The sequence below is a fragment of the Duganella sp. genome (assembly GCF_039595735.1).
Lineage (GTDB): Bacteria > Pseudomonadota > Gammaproteobacteria > Burkholderiales > Burkholderiaceae_D > Rugamonas.
The window spans coordinates 137822-157653 of record NZ_JBCNLB010000016.1; the positions used below are offsets into that span (position 1 = coordinate 137822).

The 19832-nt window shown below is 65.1% G+C and carries 19 protein-coding genes and 1 pseudogene; 11 read left to right on the forward strand and 9 right to left on the reverse strand.

Going from position 1 to position 19832, the window contains the following annotated elements; translation table 11 throughout:
* The first annotated feature begins 3 nt into the window (after positions 1-3).
* The 6 genes and pseudogenes from ABDW57_RS22295 to ABDW57_RS22320 all read left to right on the forward strand — a co-directional run bounded on the left by ABDW57_RS22295 (position 4) and on the right by ABDW57_RS22320 (position 5858).
* Positions 4-468, forward strand: coding sequence for a DUF2844 domain-containing protein (locus ABDW57_RS22295; RefSeq protein WP_343732342.1), 465 nt, complete (start codon positions 4-6; stop codon positions 466-468).
* A 10-nt stretch (positions 469-478) separates the two neighbouring features.
* On the forward strand, positions 479-2191 hold the full coding sequence (locus ABDW57_RS22300) for a DUF3443 domain-containing protein (RefSeq protein ID WP_343732343.1): 1713 nt from the start codon (positions 479-481) through the stop codon (positions 2189-2191).
* A gap of 75 nt (positions 2192-2266) precedes the next feature.
* On the forward strand, positions 2267-4366 hold the full coding sequence (locus ABDW57_RS22305; protein ID WP_343732344.1) for a bifunctional 2',3'-cyclic-nucleotide 2'-phosphodiesterase/3'-nucleotidase: 2100 nt from the start codon (positions 2267-2269) through the stop codon (positions 4364-4366).
* Between the two features lie 3 nt (positions 4367-4369).
* Entirely contained in the window at positions 4370-5092 is a 723-nt protein-coding gene (locus tag ABDW57_RS22310; RefSeq protein ID WP_343732345.1) for a tetratricopeptide repeat protein, read from the forward strand.
* Positions 5093-5152: 60 nt separating this feature from the next.
* Positions 5153-5257, forward strand: a pseudogene (locus ABDW57_RS22315) (cytochrome C oxidase subunit III); the annotation flags it as partial.
* Between the two features lie 94 nt (positions 5258-5351).
* Positions 5352-5858: a hemerythrin domain-containing protein gene (locus ABDW57_RS22320; RefSeq protein ID WP_343732346.1), complete on the forward strand. Its 507-nt coding sequence runs from the start codon at positions 5352-5354 to the stop codon at positions 5856-5858.
* Here the strand turns inward: ABDW57_RS22320 and coaD are convergent.
* Genes coaD through ABDW57_RS22340 form a run of 4 tightly spaced genes read right to left on the reverse strand, consistent with a single transcriptional unit; the run spans position 5855 to position 10597 of the window.
* The gene (gene coaD / locus ABDW57_RS22325; protein WP_343732347.1) at positions 5855-7000 is read right to left on the reverse strand and encodes a pantetheine-phosphate adenylyltransferase; all 1146 of its coding nucleotides are present in this window, start codon (positions 6998-7000) and stop codon (positions 5855-5857) included. The genes ABDW57_RS22320 and coaD overlap by 4 nt on opposite strands.
* A 32-nt stretch (positions 7001-7032) precedes the next feature.
* The gene (locus ABDW57_RS22330; protein ID WP_343732348.1) at positions 7033-8409 is read right to left on the reverse strand and encodes an ATP-binding protein; all 1377 of its coding nucleotides are present in this window, start codon (positions 8407-8409) and stop codon (positions 7033-7035) included.
* An 8-nt stretch (positions 8410-8417) separates the two neighbouring features.
* Positions 8418-9077: a response regulator transcription factor gene (locus ABDW57_RS22335; RefSeq protein ID WP_090182067.1), complete on the reverse strand. Its 660-nt coding sequence runs from the start codon at positions 9075-9077 to the stop codon at positions 8418-8420.
* Positions 9078-9103: 26 nt separating this feature from the next.
* Complete coding sequence (locus tag ABDW57_RS22340; RefSeq protein WP_343732349.1) at positions 9104-10597, reverse strand: DegQ family serine endoprotease; 1494 nt, start codon at positions 10595-10597, stop codon at positions 9104-9106.
* 158 nt (positions 10598-10755) lie between these two features.
* Between ABDW57_RS22340 and ABDW57_RS22345 the strand changes: the two genes are divergently transcribed.
* Positions 10756-11577: a PEP-CTERM sorting domain-containing protein gene (locus tag ABDW57_RS22345; protein ID WP_343732350.1), complete on the forward strand. Its 822-nt coding sequence runs from the start codon at positions 10756-10758 to the stop codon at positions 11575-11577.
* Positions 11578-11635: 58 nt separating this feature from the next.
* Here the strand turns inward: ABDW57_RS22345 and ABDW57_RS22350 are convergent, their stop codons facing one another.
* Positions 11636-12088 (reverse strand): Hsp20 family protein, encoded by a 453-nt coding sequence (locus ABDW57_RS22350; RefSeq protein ID WP_343732351.1) that lies wholly within the window; start codon positions 12086-12088, stop codon positions 11636-11638.
* Positions 12089-12261: 173 nt separating this feature from the next.
* Here ABDW57_RS22350 and ABDW57_RS22355 point away from each other — a divergent pair, with 173 nt between their 5' ends.
* Both ABDW57_RS22355 and ABDW57_RS22360 read left to right on the forward strand, forming a co-directional pair.
* The gene (locus tag ABDW57_RS22355; RefSeq protein ID WP_343732352.1) at positions 12262-14136 is read left to right on the forward strand and encodes a peptidase M61; all 1875 of its coding nucleotides are present in this window, start codon (positions 12262-12264) and stop codon (positions 14134-14136) included.
* A gap of 33 nt (positions 14137-14169) precedes the next feature.
* Positions 14170-14508 (forward strand): hypothetical protein, encoded by a 339-nt coding sequence (locus ABDW57_RS22360; RefSeq protein WP_343732353.1) that lies wholly within the window; start codon positions 14170-14172, stop codon positions 14506-14508.
* Here ABDW57_RS22360 and ABDW57_RS22365 read toward each other — a convergent pair.
* A complete protein-coding gene (locus ABDW57_RS22365) occupies positions 14505-15263 on the reverse strand; it encodes an alpha/beta fold hydrolase (RefSeq protein WP_343732354.1) in 759 nt (252 codons plus the stop codon). The genes ABDW57_RS22360 and ABDW57_RS22365 overlap by 4 nt on opposite strands.
* Positions 15264-15274: 11 nt before the next feature.
* Here ABDW57_RS22365 and ABDW57_RS22370 point away from each other — a divergent pair, with 11 nt between their 5' ends.
* Positions 15275-15463, forward strand: a complete 189-nt coding sequence (locus ABDW57_RS22370) for a DUF1653 domain-containing protein (protein ID WP_343732355.1) — start codon at positions 15275-15277, stop codon at positions 15461-15463.
* Here ABDW57_RS22370 and ABDW57_RS22375 read toward each other — a convergent pair.
* Positions 15460-16932, reverse strand: a complete 1473-nt coding sequence (locus ABDW57_RS22375) for a DNA polymerase Y family protein (protein ID WP_343732356.1) — start codon at positions 16930-16932, stop codon at positions 15460-15462. The two genes, ABDW57_RS22370 and ABDW57_RS22375, sit on opposite strands and share 4 nt — an antisense overlap.
* Positions 16859-17554, reverse strand: coding sequence for a translesion DNA synthesis-associated protein ImuA (gene imuA, locus ABDW57_RS22380; protein ID WP_343732357.1), 696 nt, complete (start codon positions 17552-17554; stop codon positions 16859-16861). The genes ABDW57_RS22375 and imuA overlap by 74 nt, the downstream gene beginning before the upstream one ends.
* Before the next feature lie 114 nt (positions 17555-17668).
* Between imuA and ABDW57_RS22385 the strand changes: the two genes are divergently transcribed.
* The gene (locus ABDW57_RS22385) at positions 17669-18922 is read left to right on the forward strand and encodes a putative Na+/H+ antiporter (RefSeq protein WP_343732358.1); all 1254 of its coding nucleotides are present in this window, start codon (positions 17669-17671) and stop codon (positions 18920-18922) included.
* A 16-nt stretch (positions 18923-18938) separates the two neighbouring features.
* Here the strand turns inward: ABDW57_RS22385 and ABDW57_RS22390 are convergent, their stop codons facing one another.
* Positions 18939-19601, reverse strand: a complete 663-nt coding sequence (locus ABDW57_RS22390; protein ID WP_343732359.1) for a hypothetical protein — start codon at positions 19599-19601, stop codon at positions 18939-18941.
* Positions 19602-19832: the final 231 nt, after the last annotated feature.

A 19832-nucleotide genomic window follows, 5' to 3' on the forward strand; every position in this document is an offset into this window, starting at 1 on the left:
ACGATGCGCCGCGCATTCACCCTGATGTTGTTCCTGTCCCTGCTGCAAGGCGCGCTCGCCTGGGCGGCCCTGGGCAGCGCCCCTTCCAACTTTGGCACCGCCACCACCCAGGCCCGGCAAGCGGCGCGCAGCCTGGCCGCCGCCAGCAGCAGCGACGCGCTCTACACCGTCACCCAGTCCACCCTCGATAGCGGCACCGTGGTGCGCGAATACAGCGACGCCAGCGGCGTGGTATTTGCCGTCAGCTGGAAAGGCCCGGTCCTGCCCGACCTGCGCACCCTGCTGGGCGACAAATTCACCGTCATGACCAGCAATGCGGCCAAGCGGCCCAAGGCCGGCCACTCGCAGCTGGCGGTCAACCAGTCCGATGTGGTGATCGTCTCCAATGGCCATATGCGCGCCTACGCCGGCCAGGCATGGATACCCGCCGCCCTGCCGGCCGGCTTTGATACCAGCAGCATAGAATAAGGAAGTCCGCATGAACTATCCGTCACTGGCAGGCGCGCTGCTCTGCCTGCTCCTGGCTGCGTGCGGCGGCGGTGGCTCGTCCGGCACCGCCGCCAGCAGCACCGGCGCCACCGAAGCCATGGCGCAAGCGACGCCGGTGATCAGCATTGCCGCCACGCCCACCGCCACCACCACTGGCCAGGTCATCACGCTGACCTGGAGCGTGGCCAATGCGCCGTCCGGCGGCTGCACCGCGTCGGGCGCCTGGAGCGGCGCGCTGGCCAGCAGCGGCACGCAAAATGTCACGGCCGGCGCGGCCGGCACGGCCAGCTACACCCTGAGTTGCGGCAGCGTCAGCAACACCGCGGTGGTGACGGTCAGCACGCCGCCGCCCTCGCCCACGGTCAGCATCACGCTGGCGCCGGCCAATATCACTACCGCGCAGACCACGGTGCTGAGCTGGTCCTCGGCCAACGCCAGCAGTTGCAGCGCCAGCGGCGCCTGGAGCGGCAACAAGGCCACCGCCGGTTCGGTGACGCTGGCGCCGACCGAGGCTGGCACCTTCACCTACAGCATGACCTGCAGCGGTGCTGGCGGCGCCGCCAGCGGCAGCGCGGCGCTGAGCGTCACCGCTGCCCTCAGCAACAGCACCGCCATCGTGGTCGACAGCGGTCCGAGCGGCGTCAGCGGGGTGATCAATGTGCCCTACGTCAGCGTCACCGTGTGCCGGCCCGGCACCAGCACCTGCCAGACCATCGACCATGTGCTGCTGGATACCGGCTCATACGGCCTGCGCCTGCTGGCCAGCCAGCTCAACAGCACGCTGGCGCTGCCGGCGGTGAGCACCCCGTCCGGCGACGATGCCGGCGAATGCGGCAAGTTCATCAGCGGCTACACCTGGGGCGCGGTGCGCCAGGCCGACGTCCGCATCGCGGACGAGGTGGCAGCCGGCATCTCGATCCAGGTGATCGGCGACAGCGGCGCCAGCTACACCAGCACGCCCTCCACCTGCAGCAGCGCCGGCAGCAATATCGGCAGCTTGTCGGCGCTCGGCGCCAAGGGCATTCTCGGGGTCGGCATGTTCAGGCAGGATTGCGGCAGCAGCTGCGTCAACACGGCGGTCAGCGGCGTCTACTACGCCTGCGCCAGCGGCAGTTGCGCGCCCAGCACCATGCCGCTGGCCAGGCAGATCAGCAACCCGGTGGCCGCCTTTGCCACCAACAACAACGGCCTGCTGATCACCATGCCGGCGGTCGGCACGGCCGGGCTGACCGCAGTCAATGGCACGCTGATCTTTGGCGTCAACACGCAAAGCAACAACACCATCGGCAGCGAGACCATCTACCAGGCCAACAGCAGCGGCGACTTCACCACCACCTACAAGGGCAAGGCCTACAGCGCCAGCTTCATCGACAGCGGCTCCAACGGCTACTTCTTCCCCGACAGCAGCATCCGCCAGTGTTCGGGCGGCGACTTCTACTGCCCGGCCTCGACCTTGTCGCTGAGCGCCACCAACACCGCCGCCGACGGCAGCGCCAGCGGCACCATCAACTTCAATGTGGTGAACCTGGTCAGCCTGGCCTCGACCATCAACGCGGCGCAGGTTGGCGGCACGGTCGGCAGCAGCACTTCCTCCGGCAATTATTTCGACTGGGGCATGCCCTTCTTCTATGGCCGCCGGGTGTTTGTGGTGATGGAAGACGCCAGCGCGGCTGGCAAGGCCGGGCCTTACTGGGCATATTGATTGTGTCATGTCATGGTGTTGTCACGATAAATAGCTAAAGTCGCAAGCTTGAATTTTTCTTTGTTCGAGGTTGCGATGAAACTGAATCTGGTGATGCTGGCCGCCATGAGCGCCGCCGGCCTGGCGGCATGCGGCAGCGATAACGGCGTGGCCACGCCAGCCATCCCGGAAGGCACCACCGTCACCCTGGCGCTGTTGGAAACCACCGACATCCACGCCAACGTGATGAGTTACAACTACTACTCGCTGGCCGAGGACACCAGCCTTGGCCTGGAGCGCACGTCCGCCCTGGTCAAGGCGGCGCGCGCCGAAAACCCGAACAATGTGCTGCTGGACGACGGCGACACCATCCAGGGCACGCTGCTGGGCGACCTGCAAGCCGTCACCAAACCGATCCCGTGCAGCGACACGCTGGCGGTGCACAAGGTCATGAACGCCATGAAGTTTGACGGCGGCGGCTTCGGCAACCACGAATTCAACTACGGCCTGCCCTACCTGAGCCAGGTCACCAATACCGACTTCGGCATTCCGGGCGTGAGCAAGCCGAGCGGCACCTGCGGCGCGCCATCGTTCCCGCTGGTGCTGACCAACGTCACCGGCGTGGCCAGCGGCAAGCCGATCGTGCAGCCTTACACTCTGCTGCCGCGCACCTTCAGCGCCACCCAGCCGGACGGCAGCAAGCTGGACGTGAAACTCAACATCGGCATCATGAGCTTTGTGCCGCCGCAGATCCTGGAGTGGGATCAGAAGAGCCTGGCCGGCAAGGTGGCGGTCACCGGCGTGCAGGAGGCGGCCAAACAGTATGTGCCGGAGATGCGCAGCAAGGGCGCCGACCTGGTGGTGGCGCTGTCGCATGGCGGCCTCGACCCCAGCACCTACAGCCCGAAGATGGAAAACGGTTCCTACCACCTGACCACCACCGGCATCGATGCGCTGATGATCGGCCATTCGCACCTGATCTTCCCGAAAGGCAAAGAGACCGGCGCCGCCGCGCTTGATCCCTCGTTTGCCGCCTTCCCGGCCAGCGCCAAGATCGATGCCATCAACGGTTTCGTCAACAACGTGCCGACCGTGATGGCGCAGAGCTGGGGCCGCCGCCTTGGCATCATCAAGCTGACGCTGGCCTACACCGGCGGCAAGTGGGTGGTGCAGCCGGCCAAGACCAGCGTGGAGTCGCGCGGCTTCAAGTACACCGACGGCACCACCAACATCGCCGCCGACAGCAGCGTGGCGCCGCTGGTGGCCGCCGAGCACGCCGCCACCATCGCCTACGCCAGGCAGCCGCTGGGCGTGACCACCGATTTTGAAATGTCGTCCTACTTCTCGCTGGCCGGCGACGTCAGCGCGATCCAGCTGGTGAATCAGGCACAGCTGGCGTATGTGAAGAATTTCATTGCCACCAGCAGCGACGCCACCCTCGCCAGCTACAGGAACATTCCGGTAATTTCGTGCAGCGCGCCGTTCAAGGCCGGCCGCAACGGCCCGTCCGATTTCACCGATGTGGCGCCGGGCGCTTCGGCCGCCGCGCCGGTCGGCCTGCAGGTGCGCAATCCGGGCGATCTGTATCTGTACTCGAACAACAACCTGCAGGCGGTGAAGATCAAGGGTTCGGACCTGAAGAACTGGCTGGAAGCGTCGGCCAAGCAATTCGGCCAGATCGATCCGGCCAAGACCAGCGAGCAGGATCTGGTGCCATCCTACGGCACCATCTACAACTACGACGTGTTCTATGCCGAAAACAATGCCCTGACCTACCAGATTGACGTCACCAAGCCGGCCGGCAGCCGCATCGTCAACCTGACGTATCAGGGCAAGGCGGTGGCCGATGGCGATGACTTCATCGTCGCCACCAACGATTACCGCGCCGGCGGCGGCGGTGCGGTGCCGGGCATCGATGGCAGCAAGACCATCATCAAGTCGCCGGACGCCAACCAGACCGTGGTCAGCAATTATCTGGCGGCGCAGGGCGCGGCCACCGGCAAGGTCACGCTGGCCAGCAACGGCAGCGCGCGCAGCTGGAGCTTCGTCAAGGTGGCCACCGCCGGCCCGGTGATCCTGCGCTCGGCGCCGGGCCACCTGGCGCTGGCGAAAAGCAGCGGCATCACTGCGGTGACGGCCGAGGGCGGCCTGGACGCCAGCGGCTTTGCCAAATACACCATCGACCTGAGTAAATAAACCATGCGCGCCCTGATCGTGTTGCTGAGTGCGGCCCTGCTGTCCGGCTGCCAGATGCAGCAGGAGAAACCGACTTCCGCGCAGATTGAAGTCATCGGCATGAAGGCCAGGCAGGAAGCCGACGCCCATGCCGAGCGCAAGCTGATGCGCTGGGCCGAACAGGACATGCCGGTGGCGCAGCGCGAGCTGGCCCTCGTGTACCAGGCGCGTCCCAAGCAGCGTGCCGATGCGCTCAAGCTGTTTGAGCTGGCGGCGCGCGGCGGCGACACGGAAGCGGCGTTCCAGCTGGGCGAGATGCTGCGCGTCGGCGCGCCGGGCGTGGCCGCCGCGCCGGCAGCGGCGGCGCCATGGTACACCATTGCCGCCAAGCAGCAGCATGCCAGGGCGGCACTGGCGCTGGGCCTGCAGTACAAGAACGGCGATGGCGTGCGGCGCGACGACGCGGCCGCGGCACGCTGGCTGTCGCATGCGAGCGAGCTGGGGAATGCGCATGCGATGTTCCTGCTGTCCAACATCTACAACGAAGGCATCGGTGTGGTGCAGGATCGCGCGCGCGCCCGCCAGTGGCTGGAGGAGGCCGCCGAACACGAGTACCCGCCCGCCCTCCAGGAACTGGCGATGACGGTGCAACTGGGCGATGCGCTCACTCCAAAGGATGAGCTGCGTGCTAGCCATTTGATGAAAGATGCCACCGAACACAGACGGAATAATTGGAACCGGTTCTGAGCGATAACGGTCTCAGCGCCGTTTTCCCAGGAGATTTCATGAAAGCTATCGCCACCGCGCATCAACGGCAAGCCGGCCGATGAAGCCCAGCACCAGGCCTGCTGGGGCTGCCACCAGGCGCTGGTCAAAAACCACGATTTCGTCTTCACCCGTCTGGCGCCGTAGATGGAAGGTGGTCCGGCGCACAGACCAGCGTGGGTGGGACTCCTAGACTGGTTGGGTAGTCCCGCCTGTTTCATTAGCCACGCAAGGAGCCGACATGAGAACCACTTCCCAATCTTCGGGCAAGATCCCTAAACCTATTCCCACTGAAAGCCAACCGCAAGACGCCATCGCGCTGCTGACGGAAGACCACGAAAACGTTAAAGCGATGTTCGAGCAGTATGAGGAACTGGGCGACCGCGCCCACGTCAGCAAGCACAAGCTCGCGCTGCAGATCTGCGAGGCCCTGACCAAGCACACCATGATCGAGGAAGAAATCTTCTACCCGGCCGTGCGCCAGGCCATCAAGGAAGAAGACATGATGGACGAGGCCATTGTCGAGCACGCCTCGGCCAAGGACCTGATTGCCCAGATCCAATCGATGGAACCGACCGACGATCTGTTTGACGCCAAGGTCAAGGTACTGTCGGAAATGATCGACCACCACGTCGAGGAAGAGGAAACCGAGATGTTCCCGAAAGCGCGCAAGGCCAAGCTGGACCTGGAAGAACTGGGCGAAACCATGGCCGCCCGCAAGGAACAGATCCAGCTGCCACCGGTTTAACCGGCCAGTTGCGCCATCTCGCGCTGCATATTGTCGATGGCGCGTTCGTTGTACTGTTCGGCAAAGTAGGCGTCGCCGTACAGTTGCCCGGCCTGCGCCTTGCGGCACAGGTGGGCCAGCGCCCCGCGCCGCTGCTCGCGGTATTTGACGTCCGGCAGGTGGATGTATTCCTGCCGGATGGCGCGCGCGTAGTTCTGGTAGACCTCATCGTCCTGGCCCAGGATGGCCAGGTCCACGCACAGCAGGATATCCTTCAGGCGGTGGGTGATGGCGGCTTCCTGGAAGTGGTCGGTGGCGCGGATCAGCTCGGCCGCGTCGGCCATTTCCTGCCCCAGGTGGCTGCCCAGCCACAGTTGCGCGCTGGCTTCCTCGTTGGTCAGCGTGCCGGGGTCGCCGCTGTGGCCGTACTCGGCGTCATGGAACCAGAACGCTTGCTTGACGATGTCGACGTCGGCCGGGTCGGGCCGGGTGTTGGCGGCCCACACGCGGATCTCGCACAGGCCGTGCACCAGATGGTCCAGGTTGTGATAGTGGCGCATCGGGCCGCCATAGGCGGTGGCGCCGGTCAGTTGCACGAACCACTGGTCGGCATGGGCGATGGCGGTGGCGTCGCGGTGCGCGTAATCCCACAGGGTTTCCCATTCCTTGCGCAGCCAGCCCAGCACCCAGGCGTGGTAGGCCGGGCCGGGCACGAATTTCTTCATGATCCAGTTCCAGCCGATCGGCCCTTCCAGCGCTTTGACGAACGAGGAACTGACCGAGCCGAGGTCGCGCGGCGGCATCACGAACACTGTCTTGGCGCCCTGCAGCACGTCGACATTGGTTTGCTGGATCAGGTTTTCGTAATCGAAATCGGCGGTGGTGCGGATGCCGCGGATCAGGCATTCGACGCCCTGCTTCTTGGCCGCGCGCGCCGTGTAGTCGCCGCGCACGATCACCACCGACACGTTATCCCAGCCCTGCTCGGCGCAGCTGAGCGCGATGATGCTCTTGCGCTCCTCAGCCGTGAAGCGCGGCTTCTTGGCGGGGTTCTCGGAGAGAAAGACCACCACCTCGTCCGCCAGCGAACGGGCTTCGTTGATCACCCACATGTGACCGTTGGTGATCGGGTCCAGCGTTCCCGAAAAGCCGATTTTCTTCATGCACCACTCCAACACCGTGTCAAAACGGCATTTTAAGCTGGAGTGGGCTTGCCAGTCTCGGGAAAATCAACGCTGACCTTGAGACCGCCCAGGCGCGCGGACTGGTCCAGCGACAGCACGGCGTTGTGGCGTTCGGCAATCGACTGCACGATGGCCATGCCCAGGCCGCTGCCGCCGGCGGGGCTGCCGGGCACGCGATAGAAGCGGCTGAACACGCGTTCACGCTCTTCCGGCGGGATGCCGGGACCGGAATCTTCCACGCTCAGGACGACGCGCGGCTTGGCATTTTTTGTGGCGGCCACGCTACGCCGCAGCTCGATATCGACCGTGCCGCCGGCCGGCGTGTACTTGATGGCGTTATCGATCAGGTTGCGCAGCAGGATCAGCAGGGCGTCCTGCTGGCCCGCCACCACTACCTCGTCGGCGTGGTGCAGGCCAAGGTCGATCTGGCGCGCCTGCGCCAGGCCGGCCATGTCGCCCAGCACGCGCTTGACCAGGTCGGCCAGGCTGACCGGCTCCAGCTTGATTTCCTCGACGCCGCCTTCCTGGCGCGCCAGCACCAGCAACTGCTCCACCAGCCGGGTGGCGCGCTCGATGCCGGCCGTGACGCGCGACACCGCCACCTTGCGTGCGGCCTCGTCCGGCGCGCGCTCCAGGCTGAGCACCTGCAGCTTGAGCGCCGCCAGCGGCGTGCGCAGCTCGTGCGCGGCGTCGGCCACGAAGTGCTGCTGCGCCTCGAAGGCGGTGCGCACGCGCACGAACAGCAGGTTGAGTTCCTGCACCAGCGGCAGCACTTCATCCGGCAAGTCGTTTTCCGACACCGGCGACAAATCATCGGCCTGGCGCGCCGCCACCTGGCGCTTGACGCGCGACACCGGCGCCAGCGAGCCGGACACCACCCACCACACCACCAGCATCAGCACCGGCGCCATCACGGCAATCGGGCCGACGGTGCGCAGCGCCAGCGTGCCGGCCATGCGCTGGCGCACCGCCATGTCCTGCGCCACCTGCACGGTCTGGTTGGAGGTTTGTACCGAGAAAATGCGGTAGGTGGTGTTGTTCACCCGCACATTGGAAAAGCCCAGCACGGCCCGCTGCGGCAGGGCCGCGCGCGACAGCGAACGGAAGACCTGGGCGCCGTCCGGGGTCCAGACTTGCACCACCAGGTCGTCGTTTTCGGGATCGGCGGCGGTGTCGGCGGCCTTGTTGGTCAGGGTGGCGCTGGAGCGCAGCGACATCGCCATTTGCTGCATGTGATAGTCGAAGATCTGGTCGGCGTCGCTCAGCGCGCTGCGGTAGGCAATCATGGCTTGCGCGATGGCCGCCATGGTGATGGCGGCCAGCAGGAACCACAGCAGCCGGCCGCGCAGCGAGTGCGTCACCACGGGCACCCGCGGCAGCGACGGCATCTTCACCTTCATAGCTTGGGAACCATGTAGCCCAGGCCGCGCACGTTCTGTATCAGTTCCGCGCCCAGCTTTTTGCGCAGGCCGTGGATGTAGACTTCCACCGCGTTGCTGTTGACTTCATCCTTCCAGCTGTACAGCTTTTCCTCCAGCTGATGGCGCGACAGCACGATGCCGGGACGGGCGATCAGCGCTTCCAGCACCGCCCACTCGCGCGCCGACAGGCTGACCGGCTTGCCGTCGGCAATCACTTCGCGGGTTTGCGGGTTGACCGTGACGTTGCCGTGCTCGAACACCGGCTCGGCGCGGCCGGCCGAGCGGCGCAGCAAGGCGCGGATGCGGGCCAGCAGCTCGTCCAGGTCGTAGGGCTTGAGCACGTAATCATCGGCGCCGGCGTCGAGGCCGGCGATGCGCTGCTCCTTGGCGTCACGCGCGGTGGCGATCAGGACCGGCGTCAGCTCCTTGCGCAGGCGCATCGAGCGCAGCACTTCCAGGCCGTCCTTGCGCGGCAGGCCCAGATCCAGCAACACCAGGTCGTAGGTCTGGGTTTGCAGCGCGGTGTCGGCCATGTCGCCGTCCTTGACCCAGTCGACCGCGTAGTGCTCGGCCCGCAGGAGGTCCAGCACTACTTCGCCGATCATGGTGTCGTCTTCCACCAGAAGAAGTCGCATATTGTTGTTTTCCTTGTGTTGTGGCTTTAGCCCAGGCGGACCGGTATGAAGATTTTATCGTCGCCGCGCTGGATCAGCAATGCCACCGACTTGCCGGCCTTGCCCACCACTTCGCGCACCTGGTCGACGCTGTTGACCGGCCGGCCGTTGACCGACAGCAGCACATCGCCCGGCTGCACCCCGGCGTTGGCGGCCGCGCCGCCGGCGTCCTGGATCAGCAGGCCGCTGGCGATGCCCGATTCACGGCGTTCCATCGGGTCCAGCTGGCGCAGCGACAGGCCGAGGCGCAGCTTGGCGCTGGCCTGGTCGGCCGGGCCGTCATCGTCCTGCGCCAGCACTTTATCCTTGGCGTTGCCCAGGGTGGCGGTGATTTGCACCGGCTTGCCCTGGCGCCAGACGTCCAGCGTAATCTTGTCGCCCGGGGTCGACAGGCCGACCATGGACGGCAGGTCGGCCGAGCTGATGATCTTCTGGCCGTTCAGCGCACGGATCACGTCACCGGCCTTGAGGCCGGCCTTGTCGGCCGGACCGCCGCGCTCGACGTTGGAAATCAGCGCGCCTTCCGGCGTTTCCAGGTTGAAGGAATCGGCAAAGCCCTGATTCACTTCCTGCACCGTCACACCCAGCTTGGCGTGCACCACCTTGCCGGTGGCGACAATCTGGTTCTTGATCTTGTTGGCGACGTCGATCGGAATCGCGAACGACAAGCCCTGATAGCCGCCAGTCTGGCTGTAGATCTGCGAGTTGATGCCGACCACCTCGCCGCGCGTATTGAACAGCGGACCGCCAGAGTTGCCGGGGTTGACCGCGACGTCGGTCTGGATGAACGGCACATTGCCATCGGGCAGCGTGCGGCCCTTGGCACTGACCACGCCGGCGGTGACGGTGTTATCCAGGCCGTAGGGCGAGCCGATCGCCAGCACCCATTCGCCCACCTTCAGGTCGTTGTTCCTGGCCAGCGGCACCACCGGCAGGTTCTTGGCGTCGATCTTCAGCACCGCCACATCGCTTTGCGGATCGGAGCCCAGCACCTTGGCGCGGAATTCGCGGCGGTCGGTCAGCTTGACCACCACCTCGCTGGCGTCACGCACCACGTGGGCATTGGTCAGGATGATGCCGTCCGAACTGATGATGAAGCCGGAACCGAGGCCATGGGTCGGCTGGGCGCGCTGGCCGCCGCGCTGCTGGCCCTGGAAGCGGCGGAAGAATTCATAGAAAGGGTCGTCGGCAAACGGATCGTCACGGCCTTGCGGGCCGTTGTAGGCGGTCTTGGTACTGCCGGTGACGTTGATGTTGACCACGGCCGGGCCGTTGTGGGCCACGATCACGCTGAAGTCCGGCAGGGAGATGGCGGGGGCGGCCACCGGCGCCGGTGCGGCAGCCGGCGCGGCAACAGCGGCCACCGGGGCAGTGGCGGCAGCCACCGCGGCATTCTGTTTGACAGCGACTGCACCGCCGACGCCGACCACGCCCAGTACGGCGACAGCGACGGCGGCACGCTTGAGAGTAGAGTTGGACATAACGGTTCTCCTATGAAAATGAGGACTTTAGATGTATCCAATATGAGGCTAAAAACTTAGGCCCTACTTAACCAAAGCGACAGCGCTTGCGCGCCAGATTTAATAAAATATTGATAACATGAGAGCGGTTTTCCCATGGATTCGACAGGACCGCACTCATGAAAAAATTTACCTTCGCAACACTGCTGGCAGCCAGCCTGAGTATCGCCATGACAGGTCATGCCAGCGCAGCCAACAGCGCCGCTTCGTCGCTAGGCAACTTTCACATCACACTCATCGACCTTGACCTGACAGATGGCGTGACGCCCTCGTTCCAGTTGATGGGAGCCAGCGCACCGACCGCACGCGTGCTCACGCTGGACCAGGACAGCACGCTGACCGCGGCCGGGCCGTTCGAGTCGATTGCCAACAGCAACGCCGGAACCTATTTCAGCCAGTGGGCATCCGCCTCCGGCGCCGGCACGCTGGAGACCTTATGGCTGCAGGCGGCCGCGCAAAGCAATGGCGCCAACACCGGGCGCTTTGACGCGGCCGGCCGCGCAACTGCCGGTCTGCTGAACTTTGAACTATCGGCCCACACCGGCATCCGGATTTCCGCCGATACCTCGGTCAGCGCGGCTAGCAGCGGACTGATCCCCGGCGCCGAATTCACCTCGACCGTCGGGATTGCTACCATGGACGCGTACATCGGCCACGAAGGCAGCTGGGAATATGCGTGGACAGCCCTGAGCGCCAGCACGCTGGACCTGCGCGGCGAATCCGATGCACTGCTGCCCAAGCATGATGCCGCCAGCGGCACGCTCACCCTCGTCTACGACAACACCACGGCCGCCAGCAAAAGCGGCGTGCTGGATTTCCGCGTCGGCGCCGATATTTCGCAGTTCCCGGCTGCGCCAGTTCCGGAACCTGCCAGCTACGCCATGTTCGGCGCCGGCCTGGCATTGCTGGGAGCTGCGCGCGCGCGCCGTCGTCAACGCTGAACGCCACGCAAAACTGGCCGGATAACCGGCCAGTTTTCGTTACTGCATCAGGGCAGGATTAAGCTGCGCGCTGCTCCAGGGCAGTCACGTTGTCGCCACCGTTGATGACGATCTTGCGCGGCTTCAGCGCTTCCGGGATCTCACGCACCAGTTCGATGGTGAGCATGCCGTTGTCGAAGCTGGCGCCGGTCACTTTGACGTGGTTGGCCAGTTGGAAGCGCTGCTCGAAATCACGGGCGGCGATGCCACGGTGCAGGTAGGTGCGCTCGGCGGCGTCCTTCTGCTTGCGGCCCACCACGGTCAGCGAGTCACGCTCGAAGGTGATGTCGATTTCTTCGCGGCTGAAGCCGGCCAGTGCCATGACGATCCGATACTGGTCGTCCGAGACCAGCTCGATGTTGTAGGGGGGATAGCTCGGGGTGTCATTGCGCTGGGCGTCATTCAGCATTTGTGCCAGACGATCAAAGCCGATAGCGGAACGATACAGCGGGGTGAGATCAAAAGTACGCATGATAGATATCCTTTTCAAAATAAGCGATATAAGAAGTTCGCGGCCCCTACCATCAGGCAACCGCTGATCCCCATATAAGTCGGGCCAAATGGCTTTCAAGAGCTTTTTTAAAAAAATTTTCAGTTTCCTGCGTGCTACACTCTTCCTCTTGTCAACCGTTTTATCAAACCATTATGTTCTTGACCCGCGCCGTACTTGCCGCCGTGCTGGCTACCGCCTTCAGCGCCCAGGCCGCCTCCGATCAGCCCTATCCGGGCACCATCGTTCTGAACGTCGATGCTTCCAACACCGCCCAGAATATTTTCCGGGTGCGCGAAAGCATCCCGGCCAAGCCCGGCAAGCTGACGCTGCTGTATCCGCAGTGGATACCTGGCAACCACGGCCCCAGCGGCGCGCTCAACCAGTTTGCCGGCCTGAAGGTCAGCGCCCACGGCCAGCCACTGGAATGGCAGCGCGATCCGGTCAATGTGTATGCCTTCCACGTCAACGTGCCCAAGGGCGCGAGCGGCGTCGAAGTGGAGTTTCAGTACCTGTCGCCGGTGGAGCCGAACCAGGGCCGCACCACCATGACCAATGACATCGTCGGCGTGCAGTGGCAGTCGGTGACGCTGTACCCGGCCGGCTACCACAGCCGCCACATCACGGTGCAGCCCAACCTGACGGTGCCGCCGGGCTGGCAGTACGGCAGCGCGCTGGAACAGCAGGCGCGCAATGGCGACGAGGTCGCCTTCAAGCCGCTGGACCTGGAAACGCTGATCGACTCGCCGCTGTTTGCCGGCCGCTACTTCCGCCAGATCGACCTCGATCCGGGCGCGAAAATCCCGGTGCGCCTGAACGTTGTGGCCGACTCGCCCGAGCAGCTGGAGGCCACGCCGGAACAGATCGCCCCGCACCGCGCGATGGTGCAGCAGGCCTACAAGCTGTTCAACTCGCAGCATTACAAGCATTACGATTTCCTGTTTGCCATCAGCGATGAATTCGGCGGCATCGGCCGCGAGCATCACCAGTCAAGCGAGAACGGCGTCAAGCTCGGCTACTTCACCGAATGGAATAAATACGAGGCGCGCCGCGAGCTGCTGTCGCACGAATTCACCCACTCGTGGAACGGCAAGTTCCGCCGCCCGGCCGGCCAGAACGTGCCGGATTTCAACACCCCGCTGCAAAACGAACTGCTGTGGGTGTACGAAGGCCAGACCCAGTACTGGGGCGCCGTGCTGGCGGCCCGTTCGGGCCTGATCAAGCCGGAACACACGCGCGACCAGATCGCCGCCACTGCCGCCCGCTACGACAATGTCAAGGGCCGTGAGTGGCGCGCCGTACAGGACACCGTCAACGATCCAATCATCAACGCGCGCCGTCCGCAGGGCTGGAACAACTGGCAGCGCGCCGAGGATTACTACTCGGAAGGCCAACTGATCTGGCTGGATGCCGATACCAAGATCCGCGAGCTGTCGGGCGAGAAAAAATCGCTGAACGATTTCGCCCGCAATTTCTTTGGCGTCGATGACGGCGCCTACGTCGCCAAGCACTACACTTTCGACGACGTGGTGAAGGCGCTCAACGCGGTGCAGGCTTACGACTGGGCGCCCTTCCTGCGCAGCCGCCTTGATGGCCACGGCCCCGGCGCGCCGCTGGACGGCCTGGCCCGTGCCGGCTGGAAGCTGGTCTACACCGAAAAGCAGACCGACTTCCTCAAAGCGCAGGAAGACCTGAGCAAGTCGGCCAACTTCCAGTATTCGCTGGGCTTCTCGGTGGGTGCGGATGGCAAGCTGGAGGCCTTGCAGTGGGAAGGCGTGGCCTTCAAGGCTGGCCTGGCGGGCGGCAACGTGCTGGTGGCAGTGAATGGCCGCGCCTACAAGCCGGAGCTGCTGCGCGCTGCCGTCACCGCCGCCAAGGGCGCGAAGGAGCCGATCAAGCTGCTGATCAGGAAAGGCAGCCTGTATCAGGAAGTGGCGCTGGACTACCACGGCGGCCTGAAATATCCGCGCCTGGAACGCATCGAAGGCACGCCGGATCGCCTGGCGGCGATTCTGCAGCCTTTAAAGTAAGAGGGGCGGTGTCGTTTGGTGTATGCTGCGCACATGAACAATGACACCGATATCCAACTGAGCGGCCCGTTCAAGGCCACCGACGGCTCCGGCCGTGCCCACGACGCCAAAGCGATCCGTATCTTCGACGAAGGTTACGGCGCCATTGATGTGTACGTGGATTTCAAGGCGCCGATCAGCGGCCTGCACAAGGACAAGGCGCTGATCGCATCGGTGGTGGCGCAGCTGCGCACCGTCGGCTACAAAGGCCCGGAGCTGACGGCCGGCGATCCGATGCTGCAGGAAGGCCGCTTGCTGGTACTGGAAGCGCCGGACGAATTCAACGCCTTCGCTGCCAGCAAGGGCTGGAAAGATTTGTCGGAAGACTTTTAACCCAGGTAGCGGTCAGCCCAGGCCGCAATCAGGTTGGCGACGTAGACCGCATCCTCGCGGCCCGTCAGCAAATGGTTCGCGTCGTCCAGCGAGATAAAGCTTTTCGGATGTTTGGCCGCGGTGAAAATCTCCATGGCGTTGTTGAGGCTGACCGTGTCGTCGTTGGGGGCGTGCATCACCAGCAAGGCGCGGCGCAGCGCAGCAATCTTTACCTTCAAATTGTGCCCGCCCGCGTCGTCCACGAATTGCTGCTTGATGCGGAATGGCCGTCCCGCCAGTTGCACCTCGGCCTCGCCTTCACGCGCAATTTCCTCCAGATGGTTGCTGAACATGCCGGTGACGTAAGACGGGCTGCTGGGCGCGGCAATGGTGACCACGGCTTGCACTTCCGGCATCTGCTCGGCTGCGGCCAGCGCAGCGGCGCCGCCGAGGCTGTGCCCGATGAGCAGGCGCGGCGCCTGAGATGTCTCGCGCATGAAGTCGGCGGCGGCCACCAGGTCGGCCAGATTGGACGTGAAGTTGGTGTTGGCGAACTCGCCGTCGCTGGCGCCGAGCCCGGTAAAATCAAAGCGCAGCACGGCGATGCCATGCTCGGTCAGTGCTTCCGCCACGCGCCGGGCGGCCAGCACGTCCTTGCCGCAGGTGAAGCAGTGGGCGAACAGCGCGTAGGCCTTGACCGCGCCGTCCGGGGCGTCAAGGCGGGCGGCCAGCTTGTGGCCGTGCGCGCCGATAAATTCTTGTCGTTGTGATTTCATAGGAATAGAAAATGCGTTACCAACACTACAAAGGCGGTATCTACGAACTGGTGTGCGAAGCCACGCTGGAATCCGACCTCTCGACCATGATTGTATATCGTGCCGCCAACGGCTCCATCTGGTGCCGTCCGCGCGAGGTGTTCTTCGAGATGATCGAAGTCGATGGCAAGCAGGTGCAGCGTTTCCGGCCGCTCGACTAACCGAACAGGCCTTGCAGATACCAGCGCGGCTCCTTGTCGGACGCGCTGCGTTCCTTGAACAGCCAGTAGTGGGCGTGGTCCGCGCCCTGGGCCATGAAGTAATCGCGGGTCTGCATCTCCCCCCACCAGCCGGCCTCGATGCGCTCGCCGGTCGAGCGGAGGCGCAGCGGCGAGCCGTAGTAAGGACGGTGGTCGCGCAGCAGCAGCGGGATCGGTTTGGCCAGCAGCCAGGCCGGCCGCGGCAGGCTGCCGATGTCGGGCGGCAGCTGGGCACGCGCTGCGGCCGGACGGACTTTTTTCTGGATGCTGAGCCAGGTGTTGGCTTGCTCGGGCCGGTAGTCGGCGCTGGGCACGGCTTGCAGCACGTTGTCCGGGCCGAGCCGCGCGGCCAGCAGTTCCAGCAGGCGCTGCCAGTCTTCCTTGCTGCCGCCCGGTTCGGGGAACAGGGAGTCGCTGAGCGGCGCCATCGGCTGCACCTGCGGCGCTTCCAGCCGCAGGCCGATCACCGGGGCGTCCAGTTCCTGCTTGGCCAGGCGCTCCTTCAGCAGGCGCACCAGGTGCGTGTCTTTCCATGTGGGCTCGGCCAGCACCACTTCAATCACGGTGGGCGGGCCGGCGCTGCGGCCGCGCTCGTGCTCCAGCAGCAGGCGGATGCGTTCGACCGCCAGCTGGTGCGCGCTCAGCCAGCCGGTCAGTTGCAGCAGCAGACGATGCGCGCCGAACAGCAGGGCTTCGGCATTTTCCACGCGGTCGAACAATTCCAGCTTGGCGTGAAAGCTGGTGGGCGCCTGCAGCCATTGGTGCAGTTCGGGACGGACGCCGTGGGCGTCGTCCAGCATGTCCAGCAAGGGGCGGCCGCAACGGCGCTGCAAGCCGGGACGCGGCAGACGATACAGCTGGCCTAAGGTCATGCAGCCGATGCCTTCCAGCCAGCTCAGGTGGGCGCGTGCGGGCGGCAGCAGGCCGACCGGGAGCGAGGCCAGCTTGCGTTCCAGCGCGTGCAGCTTCACAGCGCGCCCGGCGTTGCTGCAGGCCAGCAGCCAGGCGCCGCGCGCGGTGGGGGCGCAGCTGAGCCAGCCGGTAAAGCCGAGCGCGCGCACGCTGTGCCTCACCTTGCGGCACAGCGTGCGGATGCCGCCGAACAGGCGCAGGCTGGCGCCGACGTCCAGCAGCAGCGTGGCCTCCTCGGCCTGCGCCAGTTGCGGCGTGTACTGCAGCAGCGCCAGCGCCACCGCTTGCAGCGCTTCCGCTTCCAGCTCGGGCGCGCGCTGCTGGAATTGCACTTGCGGCGCCAGCATGATGGCGCCGCCGCGCCGCAAGCCGGTCCGCACGCCGGCCGCATGGGCGGCATCCGACAGGGCCACGACCCGCTCCTGCTCCAGCACCACCGTGCCATCATCCGCCGACCAGCACGGGCGAAATACTTCGAGCGGGAGCCGTGGCAGGTGTATCGCGATCCAGAGGCGCATGACGTTGAAGCAAAGAAGGCGTTAAAGGTAAAAACAAGGGCGCGTCACGCTGCGGCCCGCGTCGTTTGACAAAACCGATGTCGATGCCGCCCGCCGCTGGCTTGAGCGACAGCCGCAACGGCGCCGGCGATGCCTCCTGGGCCGCCGCCAGGGGGCGCAGCAGGCAGAACAAGGTCTCGCCGCTTTGCGCCGCCAGATGCAGGCGGCGCAGCGTTTCGCCGCGCGCATGCTGCTGCCACAACAGCAGCGCACCGCAACAGCCGCTGCGCAGGATTTGCTCGGCGGCCCACAGCGCATCGCTGGCCTTGGCGCCGCTGCGCACCCACAGCAGTTGCGACGGTTCGATGCCCAGGGCCGCCAGCGCCAGCGCCTGCGGCGGATGCGGCGGTTGCAGCAGCACGATGGGCCGCTGGCCCAGGCCGGCCAGCGCCGGCTGCAACAGGCGCAGTTCGCCGATGCCGTGCTGCTGCAGCAGCAAATCGATCAAGCTGCCAAGCGGCCAGCCGCCGCCGGGCAGCTGCGCGGACAAGGCGGCAAAGCCGGTGTCCAGGCAGCGCGTGGCGCTCTGGGCGAGTTGATCGGCCCGCCACAAGGACGGGTGCACGGTTTCGGGGAAGGTCATGGCATTGTAACGTAAGTACTGTATAAATACACAGTACTCCTTGCACCGTTGTTTGGCAAGGTTTACCTGCCTTTGAGGTACCATGTCATTGAGGAAATTATCAAAGGACACACTTTGCAAACCATACAAATCGTCGGCGCCGTCCTGTTTGGTCTGGCGCTGCTGCACACCTTCGCTGCCAAGTCATTCGAGGTGCTGGCGCAGCGCCACCCGCGTCATGCCGGACTGTTCCACCTGCTGGGCGAGGTGGAGGTGGTGTTTGGCTTCTGGGCATTTGTGCTGATGGCAAGCATCGCCTTCCTCAACGGCGGGCAGGCGGCGATTGCGTATGCCGAATCGCGCCAGTACACCGAGCCGCTATTTGTGTTTGTGGTGATGGTGGTGGCGGCCTCGCGGCCGGTGATGGACATCGTCCAGCGCGTGCTGCTGGGCCTGGCCAAGCTGATGCCGGTGGCCACCGAACTGGCGCTGGTGTGGTTCGGCCTGGCGCTGGTGCCGTTGACCGGCTCGCTGATCACCGAGCCGGCCGCCATGACGCTGGCGGCGCTGATGCTGGCGCCGCTGATCTTCCGTGACGGCATGCCGGAGTGGCTGAAATATGCGGCGCTGGGCGTGCTGTTTGTGAATGTCTCGATCGGCGGCCTGCTGACCGCCTACGCCGCGCCGCCGGTGCTGATGGTGGCCGGCACGTGGAACTGGGACAGCGCCTACATGGCGCAGCACTTCGGCTGGAAAGCGGCAGTGGCGGTCGTCATCAACGCCACCGCGGCCAGCTTCGCGCTGCGCAAGCATTTGCGGGCGCCGGCCGCCAGCGCGGCGGCAGATACCGCGCCGGCGGTGCCGTTGACGGTGACGCTGATCCACCTCGGCTTTCTGGCGGCGGTAGTGGTGCTGGGCCATCATCCGGTACTGTTCCTCGGCCTGTTCATGCTGTTCCTGGGCTTCACCAGCGCTTACCAGCGCTACCAGAGTCCGCTGATCATCAAGGAAGGCCTGCTGGTCGGCTTCTTCCTGGCCGGGCTGGTGGTGCTGGGCGGGATGCAGCAATGGTGGCTGCAGCCGATCGTGGAAAGCCTGTCGCCGCTGGCCCTGTTCTTCGGCGCGATGAGCCTGACCGCCGTGACCGACAACGCCGCCCTCACCTACCTGGGTTCGCTGATCAGCGGCATCTCGGCGCAGTCGCAATACATGCTGGTGGCGGGCGCCGTCACCGGCGGCGGCCTGACCGTGATCGCCAACGCCCCGAATCCAGCCGGCGCCGCGCTGCTGCGCCGCGGCTTCCAGGACCAGTCGATCGGCACCCTGGGCCTGCTGGCCGGCGCCCTCGCCCCCACCGCCGTCGCCGCGCTGGCTTTCCTGCTCCTTTGAGCGTCTGCAAGGTGGGCTAAGAGGCGGCGCGGCGCGCGGCGGTGTGTTGTCCGTGCTGTTTATGCCGCTTGCCGTGCTTGCGGCCTTTGCCTCCCCCGCGGCGCTTGCCGGCCTTGCCCGAGGCGCGGGCACCCTTGCGGCCGGATTGTGTTGCCGGCGAGGGCGGCGCTGCCGGCGCGGCGGGCGCCATGGGCAATGCGCGGCCGGGCGCAGCGTCCTGCTGCGTTTCGGCGGCGCCGAACAGGCGCGCGATGACGGCTTTCTGCTGCGCGCGGCAGGCGGCGGCCAGTACCCATTGTTCGTTGCCCGGAAAGCGCAGCCAGACGGCTTTCCAGGCGTTGCGGTTGCCGCTGCCCTGCAGGTTGGCAAAGGCGGACGGCGACAGCGATTGTTCGCCACAGCGGATTTCGTTTCCCTGCACCACCGCGAAATATGGCGTGCGGCCAAAACTGGCGCGCAGCCGGGTGCCTTCGGGCAGGAAGACCTGCTTCCATTGATAGCCGGCGTCGGCCACCGCAGCCTGCTGTGGTTGCGCCGCAGGCTGAGGCTTCATGTAGGCGCGGATGGCGTCGCAAATGAACGGTTCGATTTCCCAGCCGCACCAGTGCACGCCGGTGAACGCGCCGAATTCCTCCATCAACTCGTTCGGCAGGCGGAAGGGGAAGGTGAAAGTACCCATGATGGGGGTCTCCGAAAAGGCGTTTTTACTAAACGCTGCTAGTTCCGGCTAAGCGTTACTACAGCGCGCTATGGTTTACTAAAATATCCGTGGTGCATAGGTATTAGGGAACCTCGAAAAACCGCTCCGACTCTGGCATGATGTCGGTGACATGATTCTGACGTGATTCCGATGATCAAACACAGCCTGTTTGCCGACCAGGAGCGCGAAGCGAAGCTCAACGAGCTTGGC